The organism is Streptomyces sp. NBC_00443 (assembly GCF_036014175.1).
Classification (GTDB): domain Bacteria; phylum Actinomycetota; class Actinomycetes; order Streptomycetales; family Streptomycetaceae; genus Streptomyces.
Map to the genome: position 1 here is coordinate 5,789,407 of NZ_CP107917.1, position 15,563 is coordinate 5,804,969.

The window sequence follows — 15,563 nt, forward strand, 5'->3', positions numbered from 1 at the left end:
TCGGCATGCGGTCATGAACGGGGCCCCTACCCCCCGCGAAAACCGGCAACCGGCTCCTTGCCCCCCAACTGCCGCGTATGCGCAGCATCTTGAAAAACCAATCACCAGAGTTCTACGTCGCTCCGCATGATCGCAAGATGCGAAACGAGGTGTTTACCGGTCATACGCGTTCATTGTGGCACCTGTGGGGGTGTTGTGTACCCGTCGTGGATACCCGTGCGCGGATGTTGCCGAAGTGCTCCCGTATGGCTCCCTCTGCCCGTATCGCATCGCCCGACCGCACCGCGTCCACGATCTCCCGGTGCTGCCGGCAGGTGACCAGCGGATCCTGCGGGGCACCCCCGAGATCGGTGTGGACGCGGTGGAAGGCGTCCCAGAACGCCTCCATGACCTCGCCCAGCAGCGCGTTGTCCAGCCCCCGGTAGAGGGTGGCGTGAAACGCCCGGTCGGTCTCGGCGATGCCGTCACCGCCGCGCGCTGCCTGTTCCTCCATACGGTCGACGAGCGCATCCAGTTCAATGAGGTCGGCATCCGGGATCCGCCCCGCGAGCCGGGACACCAGCCCGGTCTCCACGGCCTCCCGCAGCTGCACCAGCTGGAGCAGGGTGTCCTCGCCGCGGTAGTGCCCGGCGACCGTACGAAAGGCGAGGCCCTCGATCATCGGCGCCAGCGACATGGTCCCGACATACGTCCCGAAGCCGTGCCGGATCTCGACGATGCCCATCGCCTGCAAGCCCTTGAGCGCCTCGCGCACGGAGTTGCGGCTGGCACCCAGATGAGCCATCAGCTCGGGCTCCGTCGGCAGCGGGGCCCCGGAGGCCAGCCGGCGGTCGATGATGAGCTTCTTGATCCGCTCCTGGAGGTCACGCGCTGCCATGGCCAGAGAGTATCCGGCCAAACACACGAAAAGCCCCCCGCTTGCACGAGGGGCTTCCACTGCCGGTGCGCCGCCAGGGACGGCGAAGGCCCCCCGCTGTTGCGAGAGGCCTTGGCTGTCGGTGCGCCGCCAGGGACTCGAACCCCGGACCCGCTGATGCTGCATCTCCCGGGGGATGACCCCCGGACCCCCAGCCGCCACTGCAGGGTCGGCGGGAGGTCACGCCAAAAGGCGAAGGCCCCCCGCTGTTGCGAGAGGCCTTGGCTGTCGGTGCGCCGCCAGGGACTCGAACCCCGGACCCGCTGATGCTGCATCTCCCGGGGGATGACCCCCGGACCCCCAGCCGCCACTGCAGGGTCGGCGGGAGGCCATGCCAAAGGCGAAGGCCCCCGCTGTTGCGAGAGGCCTTGGCTGTCTGTGCGCCGCCAGGGACTCGAACCCCGGACCCGCTGATGCTGCATCTCCCGGGGATGACCCCGGACCCCCAGCCGCCACTGCAGGGTCGGCGGGAGGTCACGCCAAAAGGCGAAGGCCCCCCGCTGTTGCGAGAGGCCTTGGCTGTCGGTGCGCCGCCAGGGACTCGAACCCCGGACCCGCTGATTAAGAGTCAGCTGCTCTAACCAACTGAGCTAGCGGCGCTTGCTGACGGCGTTAACTCTACATGACCTGCTGGGGTGGTCCTGACCCGCGGGCGCGGGGCGGCCGGGGGTGGCCGGGCGGCCGTAAACCATTCGGACCGTCAACATGCGAGTCCGGAAGACAGTTGTGAGACTGGCGGGGTGTACTGCCGCGGAGATATCCAACTGGAGTGTGAGGGGAATCGCATGGAGACTCGGACTCCGCTATTCGAGGAATTCGACCCTGCGAGTGACTGCGACTGCCCGGGATGCGTTCACTGGAGACGTGTTCTGCCGCATTCCACGACCGGCCGTCACCCGGCCGCCCACCGGGCGCTGATCCTCGCCGCAGCCGCCTCCACGACCCTCGCCGTAGGCCATACGGCCCCGGCCCTCGCCGCCCCCCACGTCACCGAACGTCCGGGCGTTCCCGCAGGTGACGAGCCCCCTACGCCCCAGGGAGCCCGGGCCCCGTTGCACGGCCCGGGCGAGCAGCCGGCCACGCCTGCCGGCCCGGTCAAGACGCCCGCGACCACCCGCGCGGAGATCATCACGCGGGCCAAGAAATGGGTCGCCGCGAAAGTTCCGTACAGCATGTCCAGGTACTGGTCGGACGGATACCGGCAGGACTGCTCGGGCTTCGTCTCGATGGCCTGGAACCTGCCCGGAAACGAATGGACCGGCAGCCTCCACGACTACGGCGTACGCATCGCCAAGAAGGATCTGCAGCCCGGCGACATGCTGCTGTTCCACAATCCGGCGGACCCCGAGAAAGGCTCGCACGTCGTCATTTTCGGCGGTTGGACGGACCACACGCACACCTACTACGTCGCCTACGAGTCGACACCGCCGCACGCCCGGCGGAAGACCACCCCGTACGCCTACTCGAGCCACTCCGACCGCTATGTGCCCTACCGCTACAAGGGGCTCAAGACCGCCACGACGGATATCGAACCGGCCCCCGAGAAGCAGGAGCCCGTGAAGCAGGACAGCACGAAGCCGGCCACGGAGAAGCAGGAGCCCGTGAAGCAGGACAGCACGAAGCCGGACACCGAGAAGCAGGAGCCCGTGAAGCCGGCCCCGGCCAAGCCGGCCATCGCCCAGCCCGGGGCCCCGCAGAGTGTGACGGCATACCCGGGACGGGCGTATTTCGGCCCGGGGGCCAACAACAAGCACGTCGACCGGCTGGGCCGCCTCCTCGTCGAGCGCGGCGCCGGCCGGTACTACACCTCCGCACCCGGCCCCCGCTGGACGGACGCGGACCGACGGGCCACGCAGGCCTTCCAGCAGGCGCAGGGCTGGCGGGGCCAGGACGCGGACGGGCTGCCGGGGCCGCAGACGTGGCTGCTGCTGGTGACGGGCAAGGGCAAGGACGTGCCGGGCGGGGCGGTGGGTGCGGCCAGGCCCGCGCAGCCGGCGTCGCACGGGGTGCCGGGCTATCCGGGGCGGGCGCTGTTCCGGCCGGGCGCCGACAACGAGTACGTCACCCGGCTCGGCAGGCAGCTGGTCAAGAAGGGGTTCGGCAAGCACTACAAGACCGGGCCGGGACCGCGCTGGGGCGAGGCGGACCGGCGGGGCGTCGAGGCCTTCCAGCGTGCCCAGGGCTGGCGGGGCGGCGCGGCGGACGGCCTTCCGGGGCCGGAGACCTGGCGGCGGCTCTTCTCGTAACGCCGCAATCCGACAACCACTGTTGTGACGCATCTGGCGCGGAGGCTGGAGGCACGCATGACCACGACCACTTCTCACACGCCCGAACCCGAGGGGCACGCGGGGTTCGAGGGGCCGGCCGACGTGCCTGCCCGGCCCGCGCGGCTGATCCAGAACGAGGCGACCACCGAGATCCCCGTCCATCTGCTGTTCCGCGACGAGGCGGGCCCGGTGTCGGTGCCGCTCAGACCGACGGTCGTGGCGCGCCGGCAGGGCACGGGGGAGCAGCCGCGGCTGCGCCGCCCGGTGCAGCCGAAGCCGCGTCCCGCTCCGGAGGTCGACCCCGACCTGGTGGAGCGGCCCGCGCGGGTGCTGCCGGGGGTGGCGGGGGTGCTCGCCGGTGCCTGCGGGGCGGCCGGGTGCCTGGCCACCTCGTGGTGGGCCGGGGTGCTGCCGCAGCTGGCGGTGGAGGCGCTGCGGTTGCCGGCGTCCGCGGGTGCGGGGCTGGGGCCCGCGCAGTGGGCGGCGTACGCGGGGGCCGGAGCCCTTGGGTGCGTCGGCCTGGGCGGGCTCGCTCGGGGGCGGACCGGGCGGGCCTGGGTGCTGGGGCTGTTCGGCCGCTACCAGGGGACGGTCCGGCGCACCGGCCTGCTGTGGGTCAACCCGCTGCTGCTGCGCCGCCGGGTCGACGTACGGCTGCGGCACTGGCGCAGTGAGGCGATGCAGGCGGCGGACGGCAACGGGGTCGCGCTGCGGGTGGTCGTCCTGGTGGTGTGGCGGGTGAAGGACACCGCGCGGGCGACGCTCGGAGTGGAGGACCACGAGCTCTACTTGCGCGAGTGCGTGGAGGCGGCGCTCGCCCGGGTGCCGGTGGAGATGCCGGGTGCCACACGGGGTTGTGCCGAGGTGACCGCGGACGCGTTGACCCGGACGGTCGTGCGGGACGCGGGCATGGTCGGGCTGGAGGTGTTCTCGGTGCGGCCGGTGCGGGTGGAGTACGCCCCCGAGGTCGCCGCCGCCATGCACCGTCGCCGTATCGCCGCACTGGACGCGCAGGCCCGGGCGACCATGCTCACCTCGGTCGTCGACTCGGTGGAGGACACGGTGACGACGCTGACCATGCGGGGCCTGGTCGAACTCGACGACTACGAACGCAAGGCGCTGGTCAAGGACTTGACGGTGGCTTTCTGCGCGGGGCGGGGGGAGACGGGCGGCTGACGGCACGAACCTGACGGAACGTCGAACATGTTCGTCGATTGGTATGGACATGTTCAACAGTCAGCAATAATCTGAGACTTGGTCTAGACCTGCAAGCTCGCCGAACTTCCCCCACGTTCCCAGGAGCAGCAGCATGCGCAGAAAGACCAAGCTGTCCGCCGCCGCACTCGGACTCACCACGGCCGGAGCCCTCGTGCTCTCCGCCGGAGGCGCGTCCAGCCACGGCTACACCGACCTCCCCATCAGCCGTCAGAAGCTCTGTCAGAACGGCACCGTGACCAACTGCGGCTCCATCCAGTGGGAGCCGCAGAGCGTCGAGGGCCCCAAGGGCTTCCCGGGCTCCGGCCCGGCCGACGGGTCGATATGCAACGGCGGGCTGGGCCAGTTCAGCCAGCTCAGCGCGTCGAAGACGCCGTCCGGGGGCGCCTGGCCCACCACCAGGGTGACCGGCGGTCAGAACTACACCTTCCGCTGGCAGTTCACGGCCATGCACGCCACGACCGACTTCCGGTACTACGTCACCAAGCCGGGCTGGAACCAGAACCACAACCTGTCCCGCTCCGACCTCAACCTCACGCCGTTCTTCACGGTCCCCTACAACGGGCAGCGGCCGCCGTCCACGCTCTCGCACAGTGGAAGGCTGCCGTCCGGACTGAGCGGCCACCACGTCATCCTCGCGGTGTGGACGATCGCCGACACGAGCAACGCGTTCTACGCCTGCTCGGACGTCACGTTCTGAGGTTCTCTTGAGTCAGAACCCCGGCCGGCGTGGGTAGATCACTCCCACGCCGGCCCATCGGGGTCGGCGCACCGACCTCGGGGGAAGCGCTATGGACCTGTTCTTCTATCTGGTGCCCGGCCTCATCCTGGCCGTCGTCCTCTACGGCGCGTACCGCGTGGTGCGCCGCTCGCTGCAGATCCGTAGTGCCTGGAACAGCGGGTTGACGGCCCAGGCGCGCTGTCTGCGCATGTTCACGACGACCCACGGCGGCAGCGGCGACACGTCCGTGAGCACCACGCTGCACCACGTCTACGAGTTCACCGCGCGCGACGGCCGCGTGGTCCGCTTCGAGGAGGAGGACGGCCCGGCGACCATCCTCGAGGGCGACATCGTCACCGTCCACTACGCCGAAGGACGCGACGTGGTCGCCACGGCCAAAACCCCGCGCCGCGCCAAGCTGGCGGCGTCCACCGGCGGCGTCCTGGTGTTCCTCGGTGTGGCCGCGGTGTTCTGCGTGGGATTCATGGTCACGTACCACCAGATGTCCAACGAGTTCGGCTTCGGCGAGGGCACCGACGACACGGGCGACACGGTCGTCATCGACGGCGTCACGATGACCCCGTGACATAACCCTCCACATCTGACGGGCCATCAATTACCGTGCGCCGCCATGGAGTCCACTACGGGACGCACGGTCGCGGAGCTGGTGGCGGCGCGGTGGGACGACCACCGGCCGGGGCTGTGGTTCGAGGGCGGGGTGCTCACGCAGCACGAGGTGGCCGCCGGTGCCGCAGCCCGTGCGGCACTGCTGGCCGACCTGCTGCCGCCCGGCGCCGAGCCGCACATCGGGGTGTTGCTCGACAACACCCCCGAGTACCCCCTGTGGCTGAGCGCGGCCGCCCTCGCGGGGGCCGCTGTCGCCGGGATCAACCCCACCCGCCGCGGCGCCGAGCTCGCCCGCGACATCCTGCACACCGAGTGCCGGGTGCTGGTCACCGAGCGGGCCCACCTGCCTCTGCTGGAGGGCCTCGAGCTGACCGGCGTACGCCTGCTGCTGACCGGGACGCCCGAGTACGACGCCCTGCTCGCCCCGTACGCCGAAGCCCGGCCCGACCCCTCCCGTGCCGCCCCGCACGACCGGCTCCTGTTGTACTTCACCTCCGGCTCGACCGGCGCCCCCAAGGCCGCGATATGCAGCCAGGGGCGGCTGGCCGCGGCGGGGTACTCCCTGGCGGACCAGTTCCGGGTGCGGCCCGACGACGTGCACTACGTCTGCATGCCGATGTTCCACGGCAACGCCGTGATCGCCGACTGGGCGCCCGCCCTCGCGGCCGGCGCGGGCGTGGTGCTGCGGCGGCGGTTCTCGGCGTCCGGGTTCCTGGCGGACGTACGGGCGTACGGGGCCACGTACTTCACCTACGTCGGCCGGGCGGTCCAGTACCTCCTCGCCACCGAGCCGCACCCCGACGACCGGGACAATCCGCTGCGGCTCGGCTTCGGGACGGAGGCGGGGACGCAGGACGCGGCGGCCTTCGAGCGGCGGTTCGGGGTGCGGCTGGTGGAGGGGTACGGGTCGTCGGAGGGCGGGGCCGCGATCCCGTGCGCCCGGGACTCCCCGGGGTGCGGTGGGCCGGGCGGGGCCCGGGCTCGTCGTGCTGGACGCGGAGACGCGGGAGGAGTGCCCGTCCGCGGTCCTCGATCCGGCCGGGCGGCTGCTGAACGGGGACGAGGCGATAGGGGAGCTGGTGAACCGGGCGCCGAACCCCTTCGAGGGGTACTGGCGCAATCCGGAGGCGGAGGCCGAGCGGCGGCGGGACGGCTGGTACTGGACCGGCGACCTGTTCTACCGGGACGGTGACGGCTATCTCTACTTCGCCGGCCGCACGGACGACCGGATCCGCGTCGACAGCGAGAACCTCGCCGCCGCGATGATCGAGAACATCCTCGCGCGGTACGAGGGGGCGTCGGCCGTAGCGGTGTACGCCGTGCCCGATCCGGTGACCGGGGACCAGGTGATGGCGACGATCGCCGGGACCTTCGACCCGGTCGCCTTCGCGGACTTCTTGGCCGCTCAGCCCGATCTCGGGACCAAGATGGCGCCCCGGTTCGTGCGGGTGGTGGAGCGGATGCCGGTCACGGCCACGAACAAGATTCACCGGGCGGGGCTGCGGGGGGACGGCGTGCGGTGCGCCGACCCGGTGTGGTGGCGGCCGCCCGGAGAGCGGACGTATCGGAGACTGGAGAACGCCGAAGGACCCCCCGCTCCCACGAGAGGCCCTTCACCGGTGCGCCGCCAGGGACTCGAACCCCGGACCCGCTGATTAAGAGTCAGCTGCTCTAACCAACTGAGCTAGCGGCGCATGACTCGCGCCCACCGCGTTCACTGTGCTCCCGCGGCTGGCGACGGAGAAAATAATACCTGGCCCGAAGGGGTGCTTCTGACCACCCCGACCGCCCCGGATCACCGGGCCCGCGCGGCCTAGATCGCCAGCGACAGCAGCACCGGCGCCGCGTTCCGGTTCAGCGCGTCCGCCGCCTGGCGCAGCCGGTGGGCGTGCTCGAGCGGGAGCGACAGGGCCAGGCAGCCCACCGACGACCCGGCCGTGATCGGGACCGCCGCGCACACCGTGCCCACCGCGTACTCCTGGAGGTCGAGGTGGGGAACCGTCGGCGGCTGGGACTCCAGGCGGGACAGCAGGACCCGGTCGCTGGTGATCGTGCGCGAGGTGAGGCGGGCCATCTTGTGGCGGGAGAGGTGATCGCGCCGGCCGTTGTGGTCGAGCTGGCCGAGCAGGCTCTTGCCGATCGCGGTGGCGTGGGCGGAGAAACGGAAGTCGACCCACTCGTTGACCACGGGGGTGGCCGGCCCCGCCGCGTACTGGTCGATCTTGATCTCGCCGTCGACGTACCGGCTGATGTAGACGGCGGCGCCGACCGAGTCGCGCAGCCGGTCGAGGGTGCGCTGGAGGTTCTCGCGCAGGGCCTGCTCGCGGCCCTGCGCGGAGCCGAGGCGGGCCAGGGCCTCGCCCGTGACGTACGCCCCGTCGGCGACCTGCTCGACGTAGCCCTCGCGGCGCAGCATCAGCAGGAGGCCCGTCAGGCGCTCGGGGCCGATGCCCGTCTGCCGCGCGAGCTCGGTGTCGGTGACTCCGGTGCTGTGCCGCGCCACGGTCTCCAGGACGCGCAGGGCGTCCTGGGCCGAGTGGTACGGCGTCGTCGGCTCGTGCTGCAGCGCCACGGTTCCCCCTGCGGTCGCACGTCGCTTCTCATTGGGCCGGGTTCGTGTCAGCCAATCTCCTTCACGATAACCGGCAAGAGGCTGGTAGCTAGCGGTTGTTGACGAGATTGCGACGCCCTCAACTGCGGTACCAGCACTCTGGCATATGCCCACGTCACTGGCCGGTCCCGAAGTCACAGCACAGCGCTGAGGAACTCCCTCGTGCGGTCGTTCTCCGGGTCGTTGAAGATCTTCTCCGGGCTGCCGGACTCGATCACCCGGCCGGAGTCGAACATCAGGACCTGGTCCGAGATGTCACGGGCGAAATTCATCTCGTGGGTCACGCAGAGCATGGTGATGTCGGTGGTGCGGGCGATGTCCCGCAGCACGTCGAGCACGCCCGCGACCAGCTCCGGGTCCAGCGCCGAGGTCACCTCGTCGAGCAGCAGAATCTGCGGGCGCATCGCCAGTGCCCGCGCGATCGCCACCCGCTGCTGCTGACCGCCGGACAGCTGGGTCGGGCGCGCGTCGCACTTGTCCGCGAGACCGACCAGGTCGAGCAGCTCGCGGGCGCGCGCCTCCGCCTCGTCCTTGGGCAGGCCGAGGACGGTGACCGGGGCCTCGGTGATGTTGCGCAGCACCGACATGTTCGGGAACAGGTTGAACTGCTGGAACACCATCCCGATCTTCTTGCGGACCTCGCGGACCTGCTTCTCCGGTGCCGGGAAGAGCTTGTCCCCGGCCACCGTGATGCTGCCCTCGTCCGGCTTGAGCAGGGTCATCAGCAGCCGCAGGATCGTCGTCTTGCCGGAGCCGGACGGGCCGATCAGCGTGACGTGCTTGCCGGACTCGACGGAGAAGTCGAGACCGTCGAGGACCGTGTTGGACCCGAAGCGCTTGGTGACGTGGTCGAAGCGGATCAGTTCGCTGCCGTCCACCGGCGGGTTGGCGCTCGCGTCGGGATCTTTCATGAGAGGGGTGTCAGCGGACAAGGCGTCGCTCCAGGGCTCGTACGAGAAGGGAGGCCGGGTAGGCGATGAAGATGAAGGCCACACCGATGACCGTCAGGGGCTCGGTGAACTGGAAGGTGTCCTGCGCGAACAGCCGCGCCTGACCGAGCATCTCCATGACCGTGATCGTCATCAGGATGGGTGTGTCCTTGAGCATCGCGATGACGTAGTTGCCGAGTGCCGGCACGACCCGGCGGATCGCCTGCGGGAGGATCACCACCCGCCACGTCCTGGTCACCGGCAGGTTCAGTGCCGTCGCGGCCTCCCACTGGCCGACGGGCACCGCCTCGATGCCGGCCCGGTAGACCTGCATCGTGTACGTCGAGTAGTGCAGCCCGATCGCGAAGACGCCGGTGGTCAGCGCCGAGGCGGTGATGCCCCACTCGGGCAGCACGTAGAAGAGGAAGAACAGCTGCACCAGCAGGGGGGTGTTGCGGATGAACTCCGTGACCGCCCCGACCGGCCAGCGCACAAAGCGGCTCGGTGCGCGCATCAGCAGCGCCCACACCAGGCCCAGCGCGAACGAGATCAGCGAGCCGAGGACCAGGATCTGCAGCGTGAGCAGCAGTCCGTCCCAGAAACGCGGCATGAAGTCGGCGACAGCGCCCCAGTCCCAGGTCATCAGAGGGCACCTCCCGCGCCGACGCCGGTCGTCTCAGGACGGTGCAGCTCCTGGTCGGGCGTGCGCCCGACGGACTTGCCGACGCCGGCCTTGAGCTTGCGTTCCAGTCCGCGCATTCCCCGCGTGAGCAGGAAGGCGATGACGAAGTAGATCACCAGGACATACGTGTAGATCTCCGCGCTCTCCTGCAGCGCGAGGCGCACCAGGTTGGCGCTGAAGGCCAGGTCGCCCATGCCCATGACGGACACCAGCGCGGTGCCCTTGAGCAGCTCCACCAGCAGGTTGTTGAAGGAGGGGATCATCTCCGGTATCGCCTGCGGCAGCAGGACCAGCCGCATCCGCTGCCACGGCGTGAAGCTGAGCGCGATGCCGCCCTCACGCTGTGCCGGGTCGACGGAGTTGAGGGCGCCGCGCACGATCTCGGCGCCGTACGCCCCGTAGGTCAGCCCGAGTGCCAGCGTGCCCGCCCACAGGGGTACCAACTGCCAGCCGAACGCGACCGGCAGCACGAAGAACACCCAGAAGATCATGATCAGGGCGGACGTCCCGCGGAACACCTCGGTGTAGACGCCCGCGAGGAAGCGGACTATCCACAGCCGGTGCGTGCGGGCCATGCCGACGCCGAAAGCGACCGCCGTTGCCAGCAGGGTGCTCAGCACCAGCAGCTGGACGGTGATCCAGATTCCTTGGAGTACGAGTTCCCAGAGTCCCGAGGTCATCCGCTCTTCCCTCCGCCGCACAGCTCCTTCGCGGTGAGGTCGGTCATCTCGGCCTCGGTGAAGCCGAAGGGCTTGAGAATGCGGAACAGTTCGCCGCTCTTCTTCAACTTGTGCAGCTCGGCGTTGAAGGCATCCCGCAGCGCGGTCTCGGTCTGCCGGAACGCGAACGCGCCGCCGTCGACGTGCGGTTTGCCGCCGACGAGGGGGGCGAAGGCCTTGGTGGACTCCGCCTTGGCCGACTTCTTGACGACCTCACGGGTGGTCAGCGCCGTACCGGCGAAGACGTCCACGCGTCCCGCCTCGACCGCGTTCAGCCCCGCGACCTGGTCCGGGACGATGAGGATGTCGCTCTCCTTGTACCCCGCCTCGACGGCGTACTGGATCTCGGCATAGCCGGTCCCGGTGGCGAACTTGGCCTTCTTCTCGACGACGTCCTTGTAGTTGTGCAGCCCCTTCGGGTTGCCCTTGCGCACGATGAAGGAGTCGAGCATCTGATAGTCGGGGTCGGAGAAGATGACCTGTTCACAGCGTTCGGGATTGACGTACATCCCGGCGGCGACAGCGTCGAACTGCTGGGAGTTCAGCCCGGGGATCAGTGACCCGAACTCGGTGGGCACGGGCTGCACCCGGTCCACGCCGAGCCGCTTGAATATGACCCTCGCCAGCTCGGGGGCCTCACCGGTGAGTTCACCGTTCTTGTCGATGTACCCGAAGGGAATCTCACCCGCGATGCCGAGCCGTACGACGCCGGCGGCGCGCAGCCGGTCGAGCAGTTCGCCGCCTTCCTTGGTGGAGGCGGTTGCCACACGCGAGCAGCCCGCCGCGCCCAGCGCGCCGAGCGCCGCCACCCCCGCGAGCAGCGACCGGCGTGTGGTCCCGGATCTGTGTTCGACTTGTGTTCGGACATGTTCCATAGGTGGAGCCATGGCGGCGCGGCTACCCGAGACCATGCGATGTATGCACCCTTGAATGCATGACTGAACGGTTCATCGAGGTGTCGCTGGTCAAGCGGGGCATCCACTGCACCGCAAAACTCCTGGACGACCGAGCCCCGCTCACCTGCGCGGCCGTCTGGGACGCCCTGCCCCTGACCGGCGACGTCTATCACGCCAAATACGCCCGCAACGAGATCTACGCCCTCTTCCCGCCCTTCGCGGAAACGGAGCCGCCGCTGGAAAACCCGACAGTCACCCCGATTCCGGGCGATCTGTGCTATTTCGCCTTCGCCGGAACGGAACTGGGCACCAAGTCCTACGGCTACGACCGCGAGGTCCGCCCCGGCACGACGGTGGTCGATCTGGCCCTGTTCTACGAGCGCAACAACCTGCTCCTGAACGGCGACGTGGGCTGGGTGCCCGGCATCGTCTGGGGCCAGATCGTGGAGGGCCTGGACGAGCTGGCGCAGGGCTGCAACGACCTGTGGCGGGCGGGAGCGCTGGGAGAGTCGCTGAGGTTCCGGCGGCTCGAGTGACGCGTCGCCCGGGCACGTCCGTCGAAGTGATCGACACCGGTACGACGGTCAGGTCCCGGCGGTCGTGAGCCCGGCCCAACCGGTCTCGTACAGCGCGTGGGCCGCCCGTAGCACCAGATCGTCCCGGTGCCGGGCGGCCACGAGTTGCAGGCCGATCGGCAGGCCGTCCCCGTCGGTGCCGACAGGGACGGTGGCCGCCGGCTGCTGGGTCAGGTTGAAGGGGTACGTGAACGGCGTCCAGCCCGTCCACCTGCGATGCCCCGAGCCCTTCGGGACCTCGGCGCCCGCCTCGAAGGCCGTGAGCGGGAGGGTCGGGGTGACGAGGAGGTCGTAGGTGTCGTGGAAGTGGCCCATACGGCGGCCCAGTTCCATGCGGACGTCCACCGCGGCCAGATAGTCGAGCGCGGAGAGGCGCGCGCCCGCGTCGCAGATCTCCCTGAGGCCCGGGTCGAGCAACTCGCGCTGATGTGGCCCCAGATGCTGGGTCACCCGGGCGGCCCCGGTGAACCACAGGGTGTGGAAGGCGTCCACCGGGTCGGTGAAGTCGGGGTCGGTCTCCTCGACGTACGCCCCCAGCCCCGCCAGCCGCTGCACCGCCTGCCGTACCGCCGCCGCGACGGCAGGGCGCACCGCCACCTGGCCGCCGAGGGAGGGCGAATAGGCGACGCGCAGCCCGTGCACCCCGCCGGCCAGGCCCGATACGAAGGAACCCGGCGCCGACGGAAGGGCCGACCAGTCGCGGGAGTCGGGCGTGCCGATGACGTCCAGGAGCAGAGCCGCGTCGGCCGCGTCGCGGGTCATCGGGCCGACGTGCGCCAGGGTGCCGAAGGCGCTCGCGGGGTACAGCGGGACACGGCCGTACGTCGGTTTCAGGCCGAAGATGCCGCAGAACGCCGCCGGGATGCGGACACTGCCGCCCCGTCCGTGCCCAGCGCGAGCGGCCCCGCGCCGAGCGCCACGGCCGCCGCCGCGCCGCCGCTGGACCCGCCCGCGGTACGGGTCGGGTCGTACGGGTTGCGGGTGACACCGGACCGGGGCGAGTCGGTGACGCCCTTCCAGCCGAACTCGGGGGTCGTCGTCTTGCCGAGGAAGACGGCGCCGTGCGCGCGCAGCCGGGCCACGGACGGGGCGTCCTCGTCCCAGGTCCCCGTCTCGGAGATGGTTTTCGAGCCCTTCAGCGTCGGTCCGCCGCGCATCAGCAGGATGTCCTTCACGGTGACCGGAACCCCGTCGAGCAGCCCGGCCGGTTCGCCGCGCCGCCAACGGTCCGCCGACGCGGCGGCCTGCGCGAGCGCCTCCTCGGCGGTCAGGCGCACAAAGGCGTTGACCTCCGGCTGGATCCGTTCGGCCCGCTCCAGGGCCGCGCGGGTGGCGTCGACGGGGCTGAACTCTCCTTTGCGGTAGCCGTCGAGGAGTTGTACGGCGGTCAGTTCGGTGAGTTCCGTCATGCGTCGCCCTCCAGCCGTAGACATCAGCGTCCGGGTACGTACCCACGTTGCTTGTCGACCACGTTCAGCAGCGGTCTGCCCGCCTCCCACCGCTCGTACAACTCCACGAACTGAACTGCGAGTTCATCCCGCCAGCCGATCGTGTCCCCGCTCATGTGCGGCGAGACGATCAGGTTCGGGACCTGCCACAACGGGCTCTCGGGGGTGAGGGGTTCATGCTCGAAGACGTCGAGCGCGGCCCCCGCGATCCAGCGCTTGGCGAGGGCGTCGGCCAGCGCGTCCTCCGCCACCAGCTGCCCGCGCCCGACGTTGATGAACCGGGCGGAGGGCTGCATGACGCCGAAGCGGCGGGAGTCGAACATGCCGTGCGTCCGGTCGGTGAGCGGCGCGGCGGCGATCACCCAGTCGGCGCGGGCGATCAGCCGGTCGAGGTCGTCCGGGCCGTGGATGCCGGTGCGCGGGGTCCGGCCGACCAGCGCGGTGGTGATGTCCAGGGCCTTGAGCGTGCGGGCGATCGCACGGCCGATGGGGCCGGATCCGACCACGCAGGCGCGAGTGCCGGCGACCCGCTGCCCCTCCCGGTGCCGCCACTCCCGGGCGCCCTGCAGCTCCAGGGTTCTCGGCAGGTCCTTCGCCATCGCCAGCACCAGCGCGGCGACGTACTCTGCGATCGGCTGGTCGAAGATTCCGCGCGCGTTGGTGACCAGGGTGTCGGACTCGGTGAGCTCCGGGCACATCAGATGGTCCACGCCCGCGCTGGCCGTGTGCACCCAGCGTGGCCGGGGTCCCTCGCCGGGCCAGGCGTGCCGTACGGCGTGGGAGCTGAAGTCCCAGACCAGCAGCACATCGGCGTGCGGCAGCCGCTCGGCGAGGGTCGACTCGTCCGCGTGCTCGACGCGGGCGCGGCCGGTGAGGCGGCCGAGGCGGGGGAGGGGCTCGGCGTCGAGGACGAGGAGTGTCGGCGGGGTGCCGGACCGGGGGTCGGAGGCGGGTGTCGGACCGGGGGTGGGTGCGGTCATACGGGGTCGTCTCTCCGGGGTCTGCGGGGGCGGTTCTCGGAGTTCTGCTGGATCGGATGGCCGTCTGACATGCGAGGTTTGACCACGCTCGCACCCGAACCTACCTTCGTCAACACGGGCGTGCGTACGGTCCGTTGCTCACCTGTTTCTCGTAGTGAGGGCGGTGCCTGCAATGAGCTCCCTGGACATCTCCTTCCTCGGCGGACCTCGACCCCAGCGCGGGGTCGGCGTCGTCGCCCCCTTCGACTTCGCGCTGGACCGCGAACTCTGGCGTTGGGTGCCGGACGAGGTCTCGCTGCACCTGACCCGAACACCGTTCGTCCCGGTCGAGGTCAGCCTCGACCTGGCCCGTCTGGTCAGCGAGCACGAGACGCTGAGCGAGGGCGTGCGCACCCTGAACGCGATTGCCCCCGAGGTCATCGCCTACGCCTGCACCTCCGGCAGTTTCGTCGGCGGCATCGCGGGCGAGCGGGCGATGTGCGAGGCGATGACCCGGGCGGGCGCGGTGCCGTCCATCACCACGTCCGGCGCGCTCCTGGAGGCGCTCGCCGAGCTCCGCGTACGGCGGGTGGCGCTCGTGACGCCGTACACCGTGTCGGTGACGCGGGCGCTGGAGGAGTACGTCGCGGAGGCCGGGACCGTGGTCACGGGGTGCGCGTTCATGGGACTGACCCGGCACATCTGGAAGGTGCCGTACCGCGATGTGGCCGACATGGCCCGCCAGGCCGTACGCCGCGCCGCCGACGCCCTCTTCATCAGCTGCACCAACCTCCCCACCTACGACGTGATCCCCCAGCTGGAGGCGGAGCTGCGCATCCCGGTGCTCTCGGCCAACCAGGTGACCATGTGGGCTGCACTGCGCCGACTGGGTACCCGAGCGGTGGGGCCGTATCAGGCGCTGATCGATCCGGCGGCGCGTGGCGGTGCGGTACTTCCGGAGGTACCGGATGTACCAGAGCAGGAACAGCAATAGGAGC

13 protein-coding genes, 2 tRNA genes and 2 pseudogenes are annotated in these 15,563 nt (G+C 70.3%); 7 read left to right on the plus strand and 10 right to left on the minus strand.

Annotated elements, in window-relative coordinates:
• Positions 1 to 160 precede the first annotated feature (160 nt).
• Both OHO27_RS26275 and OHO27_RS26280 read right to left on the minus strand, forming a co-directional pair.
• Positions 161 to 877: a FadR/GntR family transcriptional regulator gene (locus tag OHO27_RS26275; RefSeq protein ID WP_328427438.1), complete on the minus strand. Its 717-nt coding sequence runs from the start codon at positions 875 to 877 to the stop codon at positions 161 to 163.
• Positions 878 to 1,442: 565 nt separating this feature from the next.
• A tRNA-Lys gene (locus OHO27_RS26280) sits at positions 1,443 to 1,516 on the minus strand.
• A 185-nt stretch (positions 1,517 to 1,701) separates the two neighbouring features.
• Here OHO27_RS26280 and OHO27_RS26285 point away from each other — a divergent pair.
• From OHO27_RS26285 to OHO27_RS26305, 5 genes and pseudogenes are all read left to right on the plus strand, one after another.
• Positions 1,702 to 3,162 (plus strand): peptidoglycan-binding protein, encoded by a 1,461-nt coding sequence (locus OHO27_RS26285; protein WP_328427439.1) that lies wholly within the window; start codon positions 1,702 to 1,704, stop codon positions 3,160 to 3,162.
• A gap of 57 nt (positions 3,163 to 3,219) precedes the next feature.
• Positions 3,220 to 4,359, plus strand: a complete 1,140-nt coding sequence (locus OHO27_RS26290) for an SPFH domain-containing protein (RefSeq protein ID WP_328427440.1) — start codon at positions 3,220 to 3,222, stop codon at positions 4,357 to 4,359.
• 133 nt (positions 4,360 to 4,492) lie between these two features.
• On the plus strand, positions 4,493 to 5,098 hold the full coding sequence (locus OHO27_RS26295; RefSeq protein ID WP_328427441.1) for a lytic polysaccharide monooxygenase auxiliary activity family 9 protein: 606 nt from the start codon (positions 4,493 to 4,495) through the stop codon (positions 5,096 to 5,098).
• Between the two features lie 91 nt (positions 5,099 to 5,189).
• Positions 5,190 to 5,705, plus strand: a complete 516-nt coding sequence (locus tag OHO27_RS26300; protein ID WP_328427442.1) for a hypothetical protein — start codon at positions 5,190 to 5,192, stop codon at positions 5,703 to 5,705.
• A 45-nt stretch (positions 5,706 to 5,750) separates the two neighbouring features.
• A pseudogene (locus OHO27_RS26305) lies at positions 5,751 to 7,401 on the plus strand (long-chain-fatty-acid--CoA ligase).
• Here the strand turns inward: OHO27_RS26305 and OHO27_RS26310 are convergent.
• The 6 genes from OHO27_RS26310 to ehuB all read right to left on the minus strand — a co-directional run bounded on the left by OHO27_RS26310 (position 7,367) and on the right by ehuB (position 11,574).
• A tRNA-Lys gene (locus OHO27_RS26310) sits at positions 7,367 to 7,440 on the minus strand. The pseudogene OHO27_RS26305 and the gene OHO27_RS26310 overlap by 35 nt on opposite strands.
• 119 nt (positions 7,441 to 7,559) lie before the next feature.
• A complete protein-coding gene (locus OHO27_RS26315; protein WP_328427443.1) occupies positions 7,560 to 8,318 on the minus strand; it encodes an IclR family transcriptional regulator in 759 nt (252 codons plus the stop codon).
• A gap of 173 nt (positions 8,319 to 8,491) precedes the next feature.
• Positions 8,492 to 9,268, minus strand: coding sequence for an ectoine/hydroxyectoine ABC transporter ATP-binding protein EhuA (ehuA, locus tag OHO27_RS26320; RefSeq protein ID WP_328427444.1), 777 nt, complete (start codon positions 9,266 to 9,268; stop codon positions 8,492 to 8,494).
• 10 nt (positions 9,269 to 9,278) lie between these two features.
• A complete protein-coding gene (ehuD, locus tag OHO27_RS26325) occupies positions 9,279 to 9,929 on the minus strand; it encodes an ectoine/hydroxyectoine ABC transporter permease subunit EhuD (RefSeq protein ID WP_328427445.1) in 651 nt (216 codons plus the stop codon).
• On the minus strand, positions 9,929 to 10,648 hold the full coding sequence (gene ehuC, locus OHO27_RS26330) for an ectoine/hydroxyectoine ABC transporter permease subunit EhuC (RefSeq protein ID WP_328427446.1): 720 nt from the start codon (positions 10,646 to 10,648) through the stop codon (positions 9,929 to 9,931). Before ehuC ends, ehuD begins: the two co-directional genes overlap by 1 nt.
• Positions 10,645 to 11,574, minus strand: coding sequence for an ectoine/hydroxyectoine ABC transporter substrate-binding protein EhuB (gene ehuB / locus OHO27_RS26335; protein WP_328430556.1), 930 nt, complete (start codon positions 11,572 to 11,574; stop codon positions 10,645 to 10,647). Before ehuB ends, ehuC begins: the two co-directional genes overlap by 4 nt.
• A gap of 47 nt (positions 11,575 to 11,621) precedes the next feature.
• Between ehuB and OHO27_RS26340 the strand changes: the two genes are divergently transcribed.
• Complete coding sequence (locus OHO27_RS26340) at positions 11,622 to 12,119, plus strand: DUF3830 family protein (RefSeq protein WP_328427447.1); 498 nt, start codon at positions 11,622 to 11,624, stop codon at positions 12,117 to 12,119.
• 48 nt (positions 12,120 to 12,167) lie between these two features.
• Here OHO27_RS26340 and OHO27_RS26345 read toward each other — a convergent pair.
• Together OHO27_RS26345 and OHO27_RS26350 are read right to left on the minus strand one after the other, a co-directional pair.
• Positions 12,168 to 13,567, minus strand: a pseudogene (locus OHO27_RS26345) (amidase).
• A gap of 23 nt (positions 13,568 to 13,590) precedes the next feature.
• A complete protein-coding gene (locus OHO27_RS26350) occupies positions 13,591 to 14,586 on the minus strand; it encodes a D-2-hydroxyacid dehydrogenase (RefSeq protein ID WP_328427448.1) in 996 nt (331 codons plus the stop codon).
• A gap of 181 nt (positions 14,587 to 14,767) precedes the next feature.
• Here OHO27_RS26350 and OHO27_RS26355 point away from each other — a divergent pair, with 181 nt between their 5' ends.
• Entirely contained in the window at positions 14,768 to 15,559 is a 792-nt protein-coding gene (locus OHO27_RS26355) for a maleate cis-trans isomerase family protein (protein WP_328430557.1), read from the plus strand.
• The last annotated feature ends 4 nt before the right edge of the window (positions 15,560 to 15,563 follow it).

What these genes read in the sequence shown, in the direction of transcription:
- OHO27_RS26275 (WP_328427438.1), bottom strand. Translation starts at nt 877, where the DNA reads ATGGCAGCGCGTGACCTCCAGGAGCGGATCAAGAAGCTCATCATCGAC.
- OHO27_RS26285 (WP_328427439.1), top strand. Translation starts at nt 1,702, where the DNA reads ATGGAGACTCGGACTCCGCTATTCGAGGAATTCGACCCTGCGAGTGAC.
- OHO27_RS26290 (WP_328427440.1), top strand. Translation starts at nt 3,220, where the DNA reads ATGACCACGACCACTTCTCACACGCCCGAACCCGAGGGGCACGCGGGG.
- OHO27_RS26295 (WP_328427441.1), top strand. Translation starts at nt 4,493, where the DNA reads ATGCGCAGAAAGACCAAGCTGTCCGCCGCCGCACTCGGACTCACCACG.
- OHO27_RS26300 (WP_328427442.1), top strand. Translation starts at nt 5,190, where the DNA reads ATGGACCTGTTCTTCTATCTGGTGCCCGGCCTCATCCTGGCCGTCGTC.
- ehuA (WP_328427444.1), bottom strand. Translation starts at nt 9,268, where the DNA reads ATGAAAGATCCCGACGCGAGCGCCAACCCGCCGGTGGACGGCAGCGAA.
- ehuD (WP_328427445.1), bottom strand. Translation starts at nt 9,929, where the DNA reads ATGACCTGGGACTGGGGCGCTGTCGCCGACTTCATGCCGCGTTTCTGG.
- ehuC (WP_328427446.1), bottom strand. Translation starts at nt 10,648, where the DNA reads ATGACCTCGGGACTCTGGGAACTCGTACTCCAAGGAATCTGGATCACC.
- ehuB (WP_328430556.1), bottom strand. Translation starts at nt 11,574, where the DNA reads ATGGCTCCACCTATGGAACATGTCCGAACACAAGTCGAACACAGATCC.
- OHO27_RS26340 (WP_328427447.1), top strand. Translation starts at nt 11,622, where the DNA reads ATGACTGAACGGTTCATCGAGGTGTCGCTGGTCAAGCGGGGCATCCAC.
- OHO27_RS26350 (WP_328427448.1), bottom strand. Translation starts at nt 14,586, where the DNA reads ATGACCGCACCCACCCCCGGTCCGACACCCGCCTCCGACCCCCGGTCC.